At 69.7% G+C, this 16663-nt stretch carries 14 protein-coding genes; 9 read left to right on the top strand and 5 right to left on the bottom strand.

Annotated elements, in window-relative coordinates:
* Nucleotides 1–20: 20 nt before the first annotated feature.
* From LGR54_RS14055 to LGR54_RS14040, 4 genes are all read right to left on the bottom strand, one after another.
* Complete coding sequence (locus LGR54_RS14055; protein ID WP_370638204.1) at nt 21–1133, bottom strand: 4-oxalomesaconate tautomerase; 1113 nt, start codon at nt 1131–1133, stop codon at nt 21–23.
* A gap of 2 nt (nt 1134–1135) precedes the next feature.
* Nucleotides 1136–2131 carry a tripartite tricarboxylate transporter substrate binding protein gene (locus tag LGR54_RS14050; RefSeq protein ID WP_230362621.1) on the bottom strand — a complete coding sequence of 332 codons (996 nt, stop codon included), beginning with the start codon at nt 2129–2131 and terminating at the stop codon, nt 1136–1138.
* 23 nt (nt 2132–2154) lie between these two features.
* Nucleotides 2155–3336, bottom strand: coding sequence for an ABC transporter substrate-binding protein (locus LGR54_RS14045; RefSeq protein ID WP_230362620.1), 1182 nt, complete (start codon nt 3334–3336; stop codon nt 2155–2157).
* A 266-nt stretch (nt 3337–3602) separates the two neighbouring features.
* Complete coding sequence (locus LGR54_RS14040; RefSeq protein ID WP_230362619.1) at nt 3603–4505, bottom strand: LysR family transcriptional regulator; 903 nt, start codon at nt 4503–4505, stop codon at nt 3603–3605.
* A gap of 268 nt (nt 4506–4773) precedes the next feature.
* Between LGR54_RS14040 and LGR54_RS14035 the strand changes: the two genes are divergently transcribed.
* The 9 genes from LGR54_RS14035 (at nt 4774) to LGR54_RS13995 (ending at nt 14937) form a co-directional block, all read left to right on the top strand.
* Entirely contained in the window at nt 4774–5718 is a 945-nt protein-coding gene (locus tag LGR54_RS14035; protein WP_230362617.1) for a LysR substrate-binding domain-containing protein, read from the top strand.
* Between the two features lie 114 nt (nt 5719–5832).
* Entirely contained in the window at nt 5833–6459 is a 627-nt protein-coding gene (locus LGR54_RS14030) for a malonic semialdehyde reductase (protein ID WP_230362615.1), read from the top strand.
* A 93-nt stretch (nt 6460–6552) separates the two neighbouring features.
* Nucleotides 6553–7461, top strand: coding sequence for an NAD(P)-dependent oxidoreductase (locus tag LGR54_RS14025; RefSeq protein ID WP_230362613.1), 909 nt, complete (start codon nt 6553–6555; stop codon nt 7459–7461).
* A gap of 102 nt (nt 7462–7563) precedes the next feature.
* Complete coding sequence (locus tag LGR54_RS14020; protein WP_230362611.1) at nt 7564–9048, top strand: aldehyde dehydrogenase family protein; 1485 nt, start codon at nt 7564–7566, stop codon at nt 9046–9048.
* 67 nt (nt 9049–9115) lie between these two features.
* Nucleotides 9116–10087: a tripartite tricarboxylate transporter substrate binding protein gene (locus LGR54_RS14015; RefSeq protein WP_230362603.1), complete on the top strand. Its 972-nt coding sequence runs from the start codon at nt 9116–9118 to the stop codon at nt 10085–10087.
* 58 nt (nt 10088–10145) lie between these two features.
* A complete protein-coding gene (locus LGR54_RS14010; protein ID WP_230362601.1) occupies nt 10146–10646 on the top strand; it encodes a tripartite tricarboxylate transporter TctB family protein in 501 nt (166 codons plus the stop codon).
* A 9-nt stretch (nt 10647–10655) separates the two neighbouring features.
* Entirely contained in the window at nt 10656–12155 is a 1500-nt protein-coding gene (locus LGR54_RS14005; RefSeq protein ID WP_230362600.1) for a tripartite tricarboxylate transporter permease, read from the top strand.
* A 17-nt stretch (nt 12156–12172) separates the two neighbouring features.
* Nucleotides 12173–13951 (top strand): thiamine pyrophosphate-binding protein, encoded by a 1779-nt coding sequence (locus tag LGR54_RS14000; RefSeq protein WP_230362599.1) that lies wholly within the window; start codon nt 12173–12175, stop codon nt 13949–13951.
* The gene (locus LGR54_RS13995; RefSeq protein ID WP_230362597.1) at nt 13948–14937 is read left to right on the top strand and encodes an ABC transporter substrate-binding protein; all 990 of its coding nucleotides are present in this window, start codon (nt 13948–13950) and stop codon (nt 14935–14937) included. The genes LGR54_RS14000 and LGR54_RS13995 overlap by 4 nt, the downstream gene beginning before the upstream one ends.
* A 26-nt stretch (nt 14938–14963) precedes the next feature.
* Here LGR54_RS13995 and LGR54_RS13990 read toward each other — a convergent pair whose 3' ends face one another.
* Nucleotides 14964–16304 carry an NAD(P)/FAD-dependent oxidoreductase gene (locus tag LGR54_RS13990; RefSeq protein WP_230362596.1) on the bottom strand — a complete coding sequence of 447 codons (1341 nt, stop codon included), beginning with the start codon at nt 16302–16304 and terminating at the stop codon, nt 14964–14966.
* Nucleotides 16305–16663 lie beyond the last annotated feature (359 nt).

Below are 16663 nucleotides of genomic sequence, written 5' to 3'. Positions count from 1 at the left end.
GTTTTGCCTCTCGGCTTCGATCATTCGGCGGCGCGGAGCGCCTCGGTCGATGCCGAGGCGGCGCGGGCCGGGACATAGGCGTAGCCGTCCATCAGGATGCGGGCGGTGCGCAGCAGGCCGCCGCGCTCGATCACCGGGCGGTCCGGCGTGCCGCCGACCGTCAGGTGCACGGTGAACTCGCCGGTGGGATGCTCCACCGACACCGATTTCTCGCGCCCCGGCGGCAGCTGAGCGACCGAGGCGGCCGGCGAGCCGGGCAGGGCGGCGGCGGTGGCGACGGTGAGCGCGGCGAACACGCCGATCGAGGCGTGGCACTCATGCGGGATGAAGCTGCGCGTCGAGATGGCGCCGCCGGCCTGCGGCGGGGCGACCAGCGCGATCTTCGGCACCACCTTGCCGGAGACGTCGCCGAGATTCATCAGCGGCCCGGCGGCCAGCCGGATGCGCTCGATGCGCGCCTTCAGCTCGGTGTCCTTGTCGAGCGCCTCACGGCTCTCATAGCCGGTGCGCCCGACATCGGCGGCGCGCAGCACGATCACCGGCATGCCGTTGTCGATCAGCGTCACCTCGACGCCGTCGACCACGTCGACCGCATTGCCGGTCGGCAGCAGCGTGCCGCAGACCGAGCCCTCGGTGTCGCGGAAGCCGATCTGGATCGGCGCCGAGGTGCCGGGCACGCCGTCAATGCGTGCCGTGCCCTCGCTGCGGGCCTCGCCATCGGCGATCTCGACATTGAGGTCGGCGATGGTGCCGGTGTTGAGGGTGCGGACCCGCACCACCGTCACCGGCTCCTCGGCGGTCACCAGCCCGCGGGCGATGGCGAACGGGCCGACGCCGGCGAGGATGTTGCCGCAATTCGGCGTGGTGTCGACGTTCGCCGTGTCGACGCCGACCTGCGCGAACAGGAAGTCGACGTCGCAGTCCGGATCGGCGGAGGGCGAGACGATCGCCACCTTGCTGGTGAGCGGATGCGCCCCGCCCAGCCCGTCGATCTGCCGCTTGTCCGGCGAGCCCATCACCGCCAGCAGCAGGGCGTCGCGGGCCTCGCGCTTCTGCGGCAGCTCGGAGGCGAGGAAATAGGCGCCCTTGGAGGTTCCACCCCTCACCAGCATGCACCTTACGCGGTTCTGCACGGTCAACCTCCGGCTTTGATCTGGGCCTGGGTGATCACCTCGCGCCAGACCGGCAGTTCCGAGGCGATCAGTTCGCCGAAGGCCTCCGGCGAACGGGGAGTGGCGACGGCGCCGTCTCTTTCCAGCACGGCGGCGAATTCGGGCGTGGCGAGCTCGGCGTTGATCGCGCGGTTCAGCCGGTCGACGATGTCGCGCGGCGTGCCCTTCGGCGCGACGATGCCGTACCACTGCACCGCCTCGAAGCCGGGCAGCCCGCTCTCGGCGATGGTCGGCAGCTGCGGCGCGAAGGAGGCGCGCTCGGCGCTGGCGATGCCGAGCGCCCTGAGCTGGCCCTTGCTGGCGAAGGGCAGCACCGCCGGCCCGCCGGTGAGGGTGAACTGCACGACGCCGGCGACGAGGTCGACCACCGATGGCGCCGTACCCTTGTAGGGAATGTGCACCGCCTCGAAGCCGGCCTTGTAGGCGAGATAGGCGCCGGCGATGTGGGCGGCGCTGCCCTGGCCGCCGGAGCTGTAGTTGAGCTTGCCGGGATTGGCCCTGGCATAGGCGACGAATTCCTGGAAGTCCTTGGCCGGCACCTCCGGGTTGACCACCAGGATGTTCGGCACCGAGGCAACCAGCGCCACCGGCTCGAAGTCGCGGATCGGGTCGTAGGGCAGGTCGGGATACAGCGCCGGATTGAAGGCCAGCGTGCCGATATGGCCCATCATCAGCGTGTGGCCGTCCGGCGCCGCCTTCGCCACCTGCGCGGCGGCGATGGTGCCGCCGGCACCCGGCTTGTTGTCGACGATGAAGCCGGGTCCGCCGAGGACCGGGGCAATCTTGGCGGCAATCAGCCGGGCCAGCACGTCGGTGCTGCCGCCGGGCGTGAACGGCACCACGATCTTCACCACCTGCGAGGGCCAGTTCTGCGAGGATCCGGCCTGTGCGCGCAGGATGGTCGGTGCGCAGGCGCCGGCGAGACCGAGGCCGGCGATGAGCGAGCGTCGATTGAGCATGGCTTCCTCCCCTGTTTCCGTGTTCAGAGCCCGGCCTTGGACGGGTCCTTGACGTTGGGGATGGTGGCGAACTCGACATTGTAGAGCTCGCCATCCACGCGCTCGACGCGGCGGATATAGATGTTCTGGATCGGCTCGCGGGTGGCGGGGTCGATGGTGACCGGGCCGCGCGGGCTCTCCCAGGACTGGCCCTTCATGGCATCGACCAGCTGCTGGCCGTTGGTCGAGCCACCGGTCTTCTTCAGGGCCTCGTAGACGAGGCGCATGCCGTCATAGGCGTGCACGGCGATGTGGTTGGGCCGGTGGCCATAGGCCTTGCGGAACGCCTCGACGAAGGCGGCGTTCTCCGGGCTCTTGTGAGCCGCCGAATAATGATGCGCGGTGATCATGCCGAGGACGGAATCGTCCATCTGGGTGATGATGTCGTCCTCGGTGACGCTGCCTTCGCCGAGCACCTTGATGCCGGACTTGTCGAGGCCGCGCTCGACGAACTGCTTCATCAGCGCCGCGCCGAGGCCGGTCGGCACGAACACGAACAGCGCCTCCGGCTTGGCGTCGACCGCGCGCTGCAGGAAGGGGGCGAAGTCGCGCGTGCTCAGCGGCACGCGGATGGCTTCGAGCACCTCGCCGCCCTCCGCCTTGAAGCGGTTGTTGAAGCCGGCTTCGGAATCGAGGCCCGGCGCGTAGTCGGCGACGATGCTGACCACCTTGCGGATGCCGTTCTTATAGGCCCAGTCGGCCAGCGGCACGGTGGTCTGCGCCTGGGTGAAGGCCGGGCGGACGATGAAGGGCGAGCGCTCGGTCACCACCGAGGTCGCCGCCATCATCACGATCTCCGGCACCTTGGCCTGGGTCGCCAGCGGCGCGACGGCCAGTGCCAGCGGCGTCAGGCCGAAGCCGGTGAGGATGGTGACGCCGTCATTGGCGACCATTTCCTGGGCGATGCGCTTGGTGACGTCGGCGACGCCGGTGTCGTCGCGCACGATCAGCTCGATCTTCTTGCCGGCGACGGTGTCGCCCGCCTGCTTCATGTAGAGCTTCGCGCCCTCCTCCAGCATGCGGCCGGTGGAGGTGAACGGGCCGGTCATCGGGGCGATCAGCCCGATCTTCACGACATTGTCGTCCGCCAGCGCCGCGTGGGCGAAGGGGGAGACGGCGAACGCCAATCCGGCGCTCGCCAGAAGGGCGCGGCGATTGATGGCCATGATGCGTTTCCTCGGGCGTTGGTTTTGGCGTGTTGTTGTTTTGGCGGGCTGTTTTGTTGGCGTGGGGTCGGTCGACCGTGGCGGTACGTCGACCGCCGGGCTGGTTCCGTCCGGCCGGGATGCGTCGCCCTGTGGCGACGTCCACCCGGGCCGCGCGGACAGCTCCCGATTTTCTTGCCGCCAAGGTGCGAGGAAATTATTGCTGAATCAAATGAGAGTTTTGCAGCGATTGATGCAAGATATGCATCTCATGCTGGGTGATGCTCTCAATCGGCGATGCTTTCATGCAGCGCCGCGATCACCAGCTCGAGCAGGTCGCGCGCCGCCGGGGTCAGCGGCAGGCCCTTGCGGGTCACGATGCCGAGCGTGCGGGTCACGGCGGGAGCGCGGAGCGGGATCGCCACGATGTCGTCGCGCGGGACGATGTCGAGCGCCAGCTTCGGCACCACGGCGCAGCCGATGCCGGAACGCACCAGGCTGACGGCGGTGATCACCCGCTGCACCTCGTAGCGCCAGAGCAGCGTCTCGCTGCGCGCGCCGAGCGCGTCATCGATGAGGATGCGGTTGCCGGTCTCCGAGCTGATGCGCACCAGCGGCACGCCGTCGAGCTCGGCCCAGCTGATCGAGGACGCGCCGGCCATCGGCATGCTGCGGTGGCAGACGAGGACGAAGGGTTCCTGGACGATCGGCTTCAGTTCGAGGTCCCAGCGATTGGCCGACATGATGGTCACGCCGAATTCGGCCTCGCCCGACTGCACCTTGTCGGCGATCTCCAGCACCGAATTGTCGTGGACGGTGACCTGGACATCGCCGTAGCGGGCGATGAAGGCGGCGATCACCTCCGGCATGCAGCGCATCGCCACCGTCGGCAGGCAGCCCATCACCACCCGCTCCTCCGCCTCGCGGGCGGTGCTGCGCAGATCCTCCAGCGTGCTGCCGAGTTCCTCGAACACTTTTCGCGCCCGCGGCAGCAAGGCGGTACCGGCCGGGGTCAGCGTCACCTGCCGCGTGGTGCGCACCAGCAATTGCAGCGACAGCGATTCCTCCAGCTTGCGGATGCGGTGGCTGAGCGCGGTCTGCGACAGGTTGAGATGCGAGGCGGCGGCGCGGAAGCTGCCCCGCTCGGCGATGCTGACGAAGGCCTGAAGTCCCAGCACGTCGATTCGCATGGTGGCCTCCGATGCCGGGCAGGTGGATTCCGGCGCGTGGATTCTTGGTAGGTGGATTCTCGGCGGGTGGATTCCGCTCCCGTGCCTCCGACTGGCTTAGCCGATGAAGCTGCCGCCGAACAGCCGACCCCCGGGTCCGGGACGCCGGGTCCGGGACGCCGGGGCCCGGGATCCGGGGTGCATCGGGGTGCTGGACAAGCCGGGCGCCGCCGGGCATCCCTGTCGCGCGTGCCCGCCGCCGGCGGACGGACACGGCGGAGATCGCGTCATGCGCCAGAAGCTGAGCACCCGGCTGAAGCTGCGGCAGGTGGAGATCGTCATCGCCGTCGCCGAACAGGGCAGCTTCCTCGCCGCCTCGCACCAGCTGGGGCTGAGCCAGCCGGCGGTGTCCAAGGCGGTGCAGGAGGTCGAGACGATACTGGGCCAGCCGATTTTCGACCGGGTGCCGCGCGGCGTGCTGATCAACCCGTTCGGCCGGGCGGTGGTCGAGCGCGGGCGGGCCATGCTGTCGCTGGTCGACAGCCTGGGCGACGATATCGTGCTCATCGAGCAGGGGCTCGCCGGCACGCTGGTGATCGGCGCCCTGCCGACCGCGGCGTCGAGCGTGCTGCCTGCCGCGCTCGGCCGGCTCAGGGCGACCAATCCCGGCCTCAACATCCGCATCGTGCAGGGCCGCACGGTGGAGCTGATGCCGCAGCTGGAAAGCGGCAAGCTCGACCTCATCGTCGGGCGTCTCTACGAGGCGGAGACCTCGCAGGACGTGCAGCGCGAGACCCTCTATCACGAGCCGATCTCGATGATCGTGCGGGCCGAGCATCCGCTGCTGCAGGATGGCCGGGTCGATGTGGAGACCTTCGCCCGCTACGGGCTGGTGCTGCCCTCGCTGGAGCAGCGCCTCGGGCAGGAAGTGGATTCGGTGCTGGCCTATTCGAACCTGCTGCCGGGCACGCCGCCGCTGCGCTCGACCTCGATCTCGTTCATCCGCGAGCTCATCCTCTCCAGCGACTTCATCACCGTGCTGCCCCGGCTGATGCTGGCGGGCGACCTCACCCGTGGCGCGGTGCGCATCGTGCCGGTGGCGCTGGTCACGGTGAACCGGCCGGCCGGCATCGTCTCGTTGCGCCACCGCCGGCGGCCGGCCAGCGTCTCGGCGCTGCTGGCGGCGCTGCGCGGGCATTTGCGCGAGCTGCAGAAGACCGGCCTGCTCGAGTGAACCGGGAGGCGAAGAGCACGTATAACTTTTGGCTATAGATATTTTGCCGTTTGGCCGGACGACGACGCTTCGATTCTTGTGTCTATTTCCATCCAATAAAAGATGGAAACGACCATGGACGCCAAGACCGACGTGACGACCAGCGCGACGCGGCAGCATGTCGCCGACCGTAGTCTCGACCTGATTTTCCGTGACGCGCGAACCTATTATGGCTGGCTGCCGAAGCCGGTGGAGGAGGCGGATCTGCGCGCCCTCTACGAGCTCGCCAAGCTGCCGCCGACCAGCAGCAACATCTGCCCGCAGCGCATCGTGTTCGTGAAATCGCCCGAGGCGAAGGAACGGCTTCGGCCCTGCCTGAAGCCCGGCAATGTCGACAAGACCATGGCGGCGCCGGTGACGGCGGTGCTCGGCATCGACACCGCCTTCTACGAGCATCTGGAGACGCTGGCGCCGCATGCGGTCGGCCGGCGCGAGGTCTACATCGCCGATCCCGATCTCGCCTGGCGCGCTTCCTTCCGCAACGCCACGCTGCAGGGCGCCTACCTGATCCTGGCGGCGCGGGCGCTTGGCCTCGATTGCGGCCCGATGTCCGGCTTCCTGCACGACGCGGTGGACGAGACCTTCTTCCCCGGCGGGCGGGTCAAGTCGAACTTCCTCGTCAATATCGGTTATGGCGACCCGGCCAGCCTGCGCCCGCGCGGCGCCCGCTTCGGCTTCGACGACGTCTGCCAAATTCTCTGAACGCGGCAGCCACAGGTTTCGACGCGCCGAGTCCGTCTATCAGCCCCGCCTGCGCCTCGCGCGGCGCGGCTCCGGCGCGGAATGGAGGTGAACATGTCCCAACCCGATCCAGCTCCCGCGAAGGGCACCGCGCCGAGGCTCTGCTTCATCGGCTTCGGCGAGGCCGGGCAGGCGCTCGCGGGCGGCCTGATGGAGGCCGGCATCGGCGAGGTGTCGGCGTTCGACATCGCCGGGCACGAGGCGCGGGTGCGCGAGCCGGCCGAGCGGCTGGGCGTGCGTCTCGCCGCCGATCCCACTGCGGCGATCGAAGGGGTCGACTACGTGTTCGCCGCGGTCACCGCCGCCTCCAGCCTCGACGCTGCCCGCCGCGCCGCGCCGCTGCTGGCGCCCGGCCAGCTCTTCGTCGACGTGAACTCGGTGTCGCCGGGCCGCAAGCGGGCCGCCGCCGCCGCCATCGGCCGCACCGGCGGCTATCTCGACCTCGCCATCATGGCGCCGGTGCATCCGCGCCGGCACCAGACCCCGTGCCTCGCCGCCGGCCCGGCCGCTCCCGCCTTCGTCGAGACCTTCCGCGCCTTCGGCATGAACCTGTCGGTCGCCGGGGCGGAGATCGGCGCGGCGACGCAGATGAAGATGGTGCGCAGCGTGATGGTGAAGGGGCTGGAGGCGCTCAGCTACGAGTGCTTCGCCGCCGCGCGGGCGGCGGGGATCGAGGCGGAGATCCTCGACTCCTTGCAGCGCAGCTATCCCGGCATCGCCTGGCGCGACGCGGCTGCCTACAACGTCAGCCGCATGCTCGACCACGGCGTGCGCCGCGCCGCCGAAATGCGCGAGGTCGCCCTCACCCTGCGCGAGCTCGGCGTCGAGCCGGCGGTGACCGAGGGCACGGTGGCGCAGCAGGAGCGGCTCGGCCGCCTGGCGCTCGCCAGCTATCCGCCGGGGCTGGAGGAAATGCTCGATCTCGTCCGCCAGGAATTGCAGGACGCGAACGTGCCGGCTTGATCGGCCGGACAACACCGAGGTTTCCGGCGCGCCGGTCCGGCGCGGCAATGAGAGAAACCGGGACATTCAAGCGGGAACGCCGCAAGGCGCGAGGAACGACCCATGTATATCGACGGCATCAAGGCTCTGGATGTTCTGCCGAAGAACCGCGAGCTCTACTATGACGGCGCCTGGCGGGCGCCGGCGCGGCAGGGCCGCATCGAGCTGACCAACCCGGCCAAGGGCTCCTCGCTCGGCTTCGTGGCGCAGGCCGACGCCGCCGATGTCGACGCGGCGGTGACGGCGGCGAAGGCGGCCTATCGCGAGTGGCGCCGGGTGCGTCCGGCCGAGCGCGCCAAGATCCTCCGGCAGATCGCCCGCATCGTGCGCGAGAACGCCGACGAACTGGCGCTGATCGACGCCATCGACGGCGGCAACCCGGTGCACGAGATGGCCGGCGACGTCGCCAACGCCGCGGCGCAGCTCGAATTTTTCGCCGGCCTCGTCACCGAGATGAAGGGCCAGTCGGTGCCGCTCGGGCCGGATTCGGTGAACTTCTCGGTGCGCGAACCGCGCGGCGTCATCGGCCGCATCATCCCCTTCAACCATCCCTTCATGTTCTGCGCCGCCAAATCGGCCGCGCCGCTCGCCGCCGGCAATGTCGTGGTGGTGAAGCCGCCGGATCAGGCGCCGCTGAGCTCGCTGCGCTTCGCCGAACTCGTCGATGGGCTTCTGCCGCCGGGCGTGTTCAGCGTGCTGCCGGGCGGACGCGAGACCGGCGCGGCGCTCGCCTCGCACCCGGACGTGGCGATGATCTCGCTGATCGGCAGCGTGCAGGCCGGACGCGCGGTGATGAAGGCCGGCGCCGACACCATCAAGCCGGTGCTGCTGGAACTCGGCGGCAAGAACGCGCTGATCGCGCGTGCCGACGCCGATCCGGACGAGGTGGCGGCGGCGGTGGTCGCCGGCATGAACTTCACCTGGTGCGGCCAGTCCTGCGGCTCGACCAGCCGGGTGTTCCTGCACGAGGCGATCCACGACGCGGTGGTCGAGCGCATCGCCCGCAAGATCGGCCATTTCAAGCCCGGCGACCCGGCCGATCCGGCGACGACGATGGGCGCCATCATCAGCCGTGCCCAGTTCGACAAGGTGATGGGCTTCATCGCCGACACCAAGGCGGAGGGCGCCAGCCTGCTGTGCGGCGGCGGGGTGCCGGACGATCCGGCGCTGGCCGGCGGCAATTTCGTCCTGCCGACCATCTTCACCGAGGTGACGCCGCAGATGCGCCTCGCCCGCGAGGAGGTGTTCGGCCCGGTGCTGGCGGTGTTCCGCTGGTCCGACGAGGCGCGGATGCTGGAGACCGTCAACAGCGTCGAATACGGGCTGACCTGCTCGATCTGGACCGACGACGTGCGCGACGCGCATCGGCTCGCCGGCGAGGTCGAGGCCGGCTTCGTGTGGATCAACGAGGTCTCCCGGCATTTCCTCGGCACGCCGTTCGGCGGCTACAAGCAGTCCGGCCTCGGCCGCGAGGAATGCCTGGAAGAGTTGATCGCCTACACCCAGGAAAAGCACATCCACGTCAATCTGAAGCGCCCGGCCCGCTAGGCCGACGGTCTCCCTGACGAAACCCCCGCAGAGGGGTTCGCAAGCAAGACCCTACATGGAGAGGAAAATGAACGCCTTTCGTCGTCCGGTCGCGGCCGCCCTGTCCGCGGTCGCCATCGTGCTCAGCTGCACGGGTGTCGTCCGCGCGCAGGCCAGCTCCTACCCGCAGGATCGTGTCACCATGACCGTCGCCTTCGCGGCGGGCGGCTTCGTGGATTCCTTCGCGCGCATCATCGCGCAGGAGCTGAGCACGAAATGGGGCAAGCCGGTCACCGTGGAGAACAAGGCGGGCGCCGGCGGCAACACCGCCGCCTCGATCATCGCCAGCGCCGCGCCCGACGGGCTCAACCTGCTGGTCACCTCGACCGCGATCGCCATCAACGAGACGCTGTACAAGCAGCGCGACTATTCGCTCGACCAGCTGGTGCCGATCTCGATCTCGGTCTCCTCGCCGGAGACTATCGCGACCCATCCCTCCAACCCCGGCGACCTGAAGGACTACCTCGCCTGGGCCAAGGATCGCGAGATCACCTTCGCCACCGCCGGCGTCGGCAGCGGCTCGCACATCGCCGCCGAATACTTCCTGCGCAAGCTGGCCAAGACGCCGGCGACCCATGTGCCGTTCCGCGGCGGCGCGCTGTCGGTGCAGGCGGCGCTGGGCAACCAGGTCGACATGGTCGCCTCCTCCTTCGGCGTCATCCCGCAGGTCACGGAAGGCAAGCTCAAGGGCCTCGCCGTCGCCAGCGAGACCCGCGTCTCCGCCATGCCGGACGTGCCGACCTACACCGAGAAGGGCTTCCCCTTCGTGGCTGAATCCTGGGTCGCCGTGCTGGCGCCGGCCAAGACGCCGGCCGACATCGTCGGGAAGATCAACACCGACATCAACGAGATCCTGGCGCGCAAGGACGTGCAGGAGAAGCTCCTCGGCATGGGCTACCAGCTCCACAAGCGCGATGTCGCGGAGGTCTCGGTCTATCTGAAGGACGAGGTCAACAAGTGGGGCGAGATGGTCCGGACCATCGGCGTCAGCGTCGAGTGAGGGCGGCCTTGCCGGCCGCCCATCTCCGAACCGCGACAGGTTGATCGAGGAGGATCGCATGTCTTTGCTGAACCGGGACGCGCAGGGATCGCGTCCCGCCATCCGCTCGCCGCAGAACTTCGTCGCCGGCGCGTTCCTCATCTTCGCCGCCGCCTTCGTGGTGTTCATGCTGAGCGGCCTGCCGCAGGGCACGCTGCGCGCCATGGGGCCGGCGATGGTGCCGCGCTGGACGGCGATCGGCATCGGCCTCGGCGGTGCCGTGCTGGTGGTGCTGAGCTTCCTCAAGGAGGGCGAGGCGCTGGAGCGCTGGCAGCTGCGCGGCCCGATCTTCGTGCTGGCCTCGCTGATCCTGTTCGCCGTGACCATCCGCTCGGTGGGCTTCCTGGTGGCGGCGCCGCTGTCGATGTTCACCGCCGGCTTCGGATCGCGCGAGGTGCGGCCGGTCGAACTCGCCATCTTCACCGTGGCGATGACGGTGTTCTGCGCCGTGGTGTTCCGCTTCGTGCTGAACCAGCCGCTGCCGCTGCTGATCCTGCCTGCCTTTTCGATTCAGTTCTGAGTTTCCGATATGGATTTTCTCCAGAATCTCGCTCACGGCGTGGTCGTCGCGGTGTCGCCGATCAACGTGCTGCTGTGCTTCGCCGGCTGCATGCTCGGCACGCTGATCGGCGTGCTGCCCGGCATCGGCCCGATCGCCACCATCGCCATCCTGCTGCCGATGACCTTCGGCCTCGACCCGACGGCGGCGCTGATCATGCTCGCCGGCATCTATTACGGCGCGCAATATGGCGGCTCCACCGCCTCGATCCTGCTTAACATCCCCGGTGAATCCAGCGCCGTCGTCACCGCGCTCGACGGCCACGAGATGGCGCGTCAGGGGCGGGCGGGCGCGGCGCTGGGCATCTCGGCGATCGGCTCCTTCGTCGCCGGCTCCATCGCCACGGTGGTGATCGCCGCGCTGGCCTCGCCGCTCGCCAGCCTGGCGCTGGTGTTCGGCCCGGCGGAATATTTCGCGCTGATGCTCACCGGCCTCGCCTTCGCCGTGCTGCTCGCCCGCGGCTCGGTGTTCAAGGCGATCATCATGATCCTGATCGGCGTGCTCCTGTCGACGGTGGGACCGGACCTGACCACCGGCCAGCTGCGCCTCACCTTCGGCGCGGTGTGGCTCGCCGACGGCATCGAGATCGCGCTGCTCGGCATGGGCCTGTTCGGCATCGCCGAAGTGTTCCGCAGCCTCGAGCATGGCGAGGCGCGGCAGGTGAAGCAGACCCAGATCGGCAACCTGCTGCCGAGCCGCGAGGAGATGCGGGCCTCGGTCAAGCCGATCCTGCGCGGCACGCTGCTCGGCAGCATTCTCGGCATCCTGCCCGGCAATGGCGCCGTGCTGGCGCCCTATGCCTCCTACACGCTGGAGAAGAAGCTCGCCCGCCAGCCCGGCCGCTTCGGCCGCGGGGCGATCGAGGGCGTGGCCGGGCCGGAGAGCGCCAACAATGCCGGCGCGCAGACCTCGTTCATCCCGCTGCTCACCCTGGGCATTCCGCCCAATGCGGTGATGGCGCTGATGGTCGGCGCGATGACCATCCACGGCATCGTGCCCGGCCCGCAGATCATGACCAAGATGCCGGACCTGTTCTGGGGCCTGATCGCCTCGATGTGGATGGGCAATCTCATGCTGCTGGTGATCAACCTGCCGCTGGTCGGGCTGTGGGTGAAGCTGCTCAACGTGCCCTACCGGCTGATGTTCGTCGGCATCATCATCTTCTGCTGCATCGGCGTGTACTCGATCAATTCCGAGCCGGCCGACATCCTGATCATGGCTGCCCTCGCGGTGTTCGGCTACGCGCTGTCCAAGTTCAACTTCGAGCCGGCGCCGCTCACCCTCGGCTTCGTGCTCGGCCGGATGATGGAGGAGAACCTGCGGCAGGCGCTGATGATCTCGCGCGGCAGCTTCCTCACCTTCGTCGAGCGGCCGATCGCCGCCTTCTTCATCGTGCTCGCCATCGTCATGCTCGTCGTCGGCATCCTGCCGTCCATCCGGCGCGGGCGCGACGAGGTCTTCGTCGACTGACAGACCGGAACGGATCCATGAACACCACCATGAACACCACCGCGACGCTGACGGCGCCGAAGGAGCTCTGGGGCAGCGACGTGGTCGCCCAGACCGTGCGTGCGCTCGGCTACCGCTATATCGCGCTGGTGCCCGGCGCGAGCTTCCGCGGCCTGCATGACAGCCTGGTCAACCATCTCGGCAACCACGACCCCGAGATGATCGTCTGCCTGCACGAGGGCCACGCGGTCGCCATCGCCGACGGCTTCTCGCGCGTCGCCAACGAGCCGATGGCGGTGGCGCTGCATTCTAATGTCGGGCTGATGCACGCCACCATGTCGATCTTCAACGCCTGGTGCGACCGTCGGCCGATGCTGATCATCGGCGCCACAGGCCCGGTCGACGCCCATAGACGCCGGCCGTGGATCGACTGGATCCACACCGCGCGCGACCAGGGCGCGCTGGTGCGCCACTACACCAAGTGGGACGACCAGCCGGCCTCGGCCGAGGCGGCGGTGGAATCGGTGCTGCGCGCCGACCAGATCGCCCGCACCGCGCCCACCGGCCCGGTCTATGTCTGCCTCGACGCCGAGATGCAGGAGAGCCGGCTCGAGCGCGAGGTGAAGGTGCCGGATGTGCGCCGCTACGCCCCACCGCGCCCGCCGGCGGCCGCCGGCGAGGACATGGAGCGTATCGTCGGGCTGCTGCGCGCCGCCAAGGCGCCGGTGCTGCTGTTCGGGCGCGGCTCGCGTGCGACCGATGACTGGGACCGGCGCGTCGAACTCGCCGAGCGCCTCGGAGCGCTGGTGCTGACCACGCTGCACAATGCCTCGGTGTTCCCCACCGAGCACCGCCTGCACGCCCTCGCGCCGGTGGGCGAGCGCCCGACCGACGCCGAGGCGGAGGTGCTGGCCGCTGCCGACCTGATCGTCAGCTTTGACTGGCACGATCTCGCCGGCTTCCTCGCCGCCCGCTCCGGCGCTTCGCAGACGCAGGAGCCGGTGAAGGCGTCCATCGTCCACTGCTCGCTCGACAGCTATGTCCATAATGGCTGGAGCATGGACCATCAGGCGCTGCCGGCCGCCGATCTGCGGGTGCTCGCCGATCCCGACCGCTTCGTCGCGCAGCTGCTGGAATGGCTGCGCCTGGAGGACGACTGGCATCCGGCCGCGCCGCTGGTGGCGGCCGAGCGCCACTGGACGCTCACCGCGCCGAACGGGCCGGACGCGGCGGCGCCGTTCAATTCCGAGCAGCTCGCCTACACGCTGGCCGCCTTCGGTCGCGAGCGTCCGGTCACCTTCGCCCGGCTGGCCTTCGGCTGGCCGCGGCAGGCCTCGCGCTTCCGCACGCCGCTCGACTTCCTCGGCAAGGACGGTGGCGGCGCGGTCGGCACCGGGCCGGGCCACACCATCGGCGCCGCCATAGCCCTGCGCGGCAGCGGCCGGATGACCGTCGGCGTCATCGGCGACGGCGACTACCTGATGGGCGTCAACGCGCTGTGGACCGCCTCGCGCGGCGAGTTGCCGATGATGCTGGTGGTCTCCAACAACCGCTCCTACTTCAATGACGAGGTGCACCAGGAGCGGATGGCGCGCGAGCGCGGCCGGCCGGTTGAGAACAAGTGGATCGGCCAGCGGCTCGATGACCCGCCGCCGGACATCATCGCGCTGGCGCGGGCGCAGGGCTTTGACGGCGGGGTCTCCGTCTCCAGCGTCGCCGAGCTCGCCGCCGAGCTGGAAAAGGGCGCGGCCGTGGTGGAAGCCGGCGGCCGCTACATCATCGATGCGCTGATCGTGCCGGGTTATTCGAGCAAATGAGCGAGTTCCAGATTGCGCCGGCCGAGGCGCTCACCGTCGGCTGCGGCGCCTATGACCGTACCTGGCCGCTGATCGCCGGGGTGATCCGCCCGGCCGGCTTCCGGCTGGACTGGGCCATCCTGCCACCGGAGGAGGTGTTCCTGCGCGGCATGCTGGGCGGCGAGTTCGACATCACCGAGATGTCGCTCAGCACCTATGCGCTGCTGCGCGCGCGGGGCGTCTGCCGCTATGTCGGCCTGCCGGTCTTCGTGTCGCGCAAGTTCCGCCACAGCGCCATCTATATCCGCGCCGACGCCGGCATCGACCGGCCGGAGGATCTCGCCGGCCGGCGCATCGGCGTGCCGGAATATCAGCTGACCGCCAATGTCTGGGTGCGGGGCCTGCTCTCCGACGACTACGGGGTGAGCGCCGACAATGTGCAGTGGGTGATCGGCGGCATCGACGCGCCGGGGCGCGAGGAGAAGGTGCCGATCGAGCTGCCCGCCCGCTTCGCCGTCACCCGGCTCGGCGCCGGCGAGACGCTGTGGCAGCTGCTGCTGGAAGGGGAGATCGACGCCATCATCGCCCCGCGCGCGCCGCAGGCCTTCGCGCAGGGCCACCCGGCGATCCGCCGCCTGTTCGCCGACGTGCCGGCGGCGGAACAGGACTATTACCGCCGCACCGGGCTGTTCCCACTGATGCACGTCATCGGCATCCGCGAGGATGTGGCGGAGCGCCATCCCGGTCTGCCGGCGGCGCTTGCCGAGGCGTTCGGGGCGGCCAAGGCGTTCGCCGCCGGTGAGTTGCACCAATACGCCTACGACGCCGCCATGCTTCCCTGGCAGGAGGCGTCGCTGCGCGAGACCGAGGCGGCGATGGGCAGGGACTACTGGCCCTACGGGCTGGAGCCGAACCGGCGCGCCATCGACACCTTCGCCCGCTACCAGTTCGAGCAGGGCATCGTCGAGCGCTTGCAGTCGGCCGCCGACATCTTCCCGCTGGGCTAGGTCGTCCTCGGTCCCGCCGGCTCGGCTCACGCGGCGTTCAGCGGCGATACGGTCTCGTCGACGACGAGGCCGAGCAGGTGGTGCTGGCGCAGCAGCGTCTCATGCGCGGCGGGATCGCGCAGGGCGTCGCGCCAGCCGCTGGCCTGCGAACCGTTTGCCTGCGAACCGCTTGCGTACCCGGCGATCGGCTCCTTTCCCTGCGGCGCCGGGTTTCCGGTCGTGGCGGGAAACCCGGCCTCGTGCGGGACGGCGGTGCTCCATACCCGTGCGAGAAGCGGGGCCGACCGCTCCAGAAAGCGCCGGACCGCCAGTTGCATCCCGTCCCGGGGAGCCGCGGCGAGCACGTTGCGCAGCAGCAGCGCCTGCAGGATGCCGAGGGTCATCTCCTGCCCGGTCAGCGGGTCGAGCCGGCACATGGCGCCGCCGAGCGGCAGCAGTCCGGCGGGAAGGTGACGCGGATCGAAGCGGTACCAGGCATTCTCCCGTGCGCCGAAGCTGGAAAGCCGCTCGGGGCGACGGGCGCAGCGGAGAAAATCGCCGATCGAGGCGGTCGGCAGCGTCCGGGCGAATTCGCAGAAGGATGCCGCGTCGGCGACCGGCTGCTCGCCGGCGGCTCCGGCGAGCAGCACCTGCCAGCGCTCCGCCTCGACCCGCAGCACGAACCCGCCGCGGCGGAGGTGCGTGGCGTCCGGCAGCGTCACCAGACCGACGAAGCCCGGATTGAAGGTGGCCGGCAGCTGGAAGGTGGCCACCGCATAGCCTATGCCGGGACCGAAGAGAGGCTCGGGCAGGGCGAGGCCGCCGGCCCGGCCGCTGGCCAGAGTGAGATCGGGCCGGCCCGAGGCGTCGATGACCAGGCTGGCATCAAGCGTCTCCTGACTGCCGTCGGGAAGCCGGCAATGAACGCCGTCCACCCGGGGCGCACCGTCGGCCAGCCGCAGGCTCGTGGCCTGCCACCCATACCGGAAGGCGACGTTCGGCCATCGCGCGGTCCGCTGAGCGACGATCCTCTCCAGCGTCGGGCGGGCGACGCCATAGCTCGCCCACCCCATCCGGCGTTGCGGCAGGGCGCCCATCCCCGGCCTTTCGAGCCGGATGTCGTCACCGGCATCGAAGCGAACGCCGCCGGCGACGAGCAGGTCGGCGCCGATGCCGGGAAACAGCTCGGAGAGCGCGGCATAGCCGCCGCAGAGCAGGAAGCCGGGCTTGCGGGGCGCGCCGCCCGGCCGGACGCCGTTCAACCGGTCCGCGCCCTCCCGTTCCACCAGGACGACCTTCGGAAAGAACGGCGCCAGCACGCGCGCCGCGCACAGCCCGGCGATGCCGGCGCCGATCACGACGGCCTGTCCGCCCGATATTTTCTGCATGTGAAACCCCGCAAATCGTGTCGTGCGGGAACATTGGGCGGGCCGGCCTACACGCCGGTTTCCGGATCTGCCGTGCCGGTTGCAGACGTAGCGCCCCTGCATGCGGGCGAGGGAGACGGCCCGGCCGGGCCTCGGCGCCGGCCGCTCGCGGATGCCCGACCCCTGACGGAGGCCCGGCTCCTCGCGGATACATGGCGTTACGCGCTGTGCGGCCGGCCGACACAGCCGGGATACGTCGCCGCTATGTGATGCCGGGCTGCGAGGGTTGATTGCAGCTGTCACGCGGTCCGCCGGTTCGACATGGAGCTGAAATCCCGCCGCGCCACTGACGTTGCCGATGGCGGGGGCCGATGGCTCGG

The organism is Ancylobacter sp. Lp-2 (genome assembly GCF_020523795.1).
Classification (GTDB): Bacteria; Pseudomonadota; Alphaproteobacteria; order Rhizobiales; family Xanthobacteraceae; genus Ancylobacter.
The sequence above is the reverse complement of the archived record's forward strand: the minus strand, read 5'-3'. Positions and strand labels throughout refer to the sequence as shown.

Excerpts from the sequence above, each read along its gene's own strand:
- LGR54_RS14050 (WP_230362621.1), bottom strand. The coding sequence starts at position 2,131 with ATGCTCAATCGACGCTCGCTCATCGCCGGCCTCGGTCTCGCCGGCGCC.
- LGR54_RS14045 (WP_230362620.1), bottom strand. The coding sequence starts at position 3,336 with ATGGCCATCAATCGCCGCGCCCTTCTGGCGAGCGCCGGATTGGCGTTC.
- LGR54_RS14040 (WP_230362619.1), bottom strand. The coding sequence starts at position 4,505 with ATGCGAATCGACGTGCTGGGACTTCAGGCCTTCGTCAGCATCGCCGAG.
- LGR54_RS14035 (WP_230362617.1), top strand. The coding sequence starts at position 4,774 with ATGCGCCAGAAGCTGAGCACCCGGCTGAAGCTGCGGCAGGTGGAGATC.
- LGR54_RS14030 (WP_230362615.1), top strand. The coding sequence starts at position 5,833 with ATGGACGCCAAGACCGACGTGACGACCAGCGCGACGCGGCAGCATGTC.
- LGR54_RS14025 (WP_230362613.1), top strand. The coding sequence starts at position 6,553 with ATGTCCCAACCCGATCCAGCTCCCGCGAAGGGCACCGCGCCGAGGCTC.
- LGR54_RS14020 (WP_230362611.1), top strand. The coding sequence starts at position 7,564 with ATGTATATCGACGGCATCAAGGCTCTGGATGTTCTGCCGAAGAACCGC.
- LGR54_RS14015 (WP_230362603.1), top strand. The coding sequence starts at position 9,116 with ATGAACGCCTTTCGTCGTCCGGTCGCGGCCGCCCTGTCCGCGGTCGCC.
- LGR54_RS14010 (WP_230362601.1), top strand. The coding sequence starts at position 10,146 with ATGTCTTTGCTGAACCGGGACGCGCAGGGATCGCGTCCCGCCATCCGC.
- LGR54_RS14005 (WP_230362600.1), top strand. The coding sequence starts at position 10,656 with ATGGATTTTCTCCAGAATCTCGCTCACGGCGTGGTCGTCGCGGTGTCG.
- LGR54_RS14000 (WP_230362599.1), top strand. The coding sequence starts at position 12,173 with ATGAACACCACCATGAACACCACCGCGACGCTGACGGCGCCGAAGGAG.
- LGR54_RS13995 (WP_230362597.1), top strand. The coding sequence starts at position 13,948 with ATGAGCGAGTTCCAGATTGCGCCGGCCGAGGCGCTCACCGTCGGCTGC.
- LGR54_RS13990 (WP_230362596.1), bottom strand. The coding sequence starts at position 16,304 with ATGCAGAAAATATCGGGCGGACAGGCCGTCGTGATCGGCGCCGGCATC.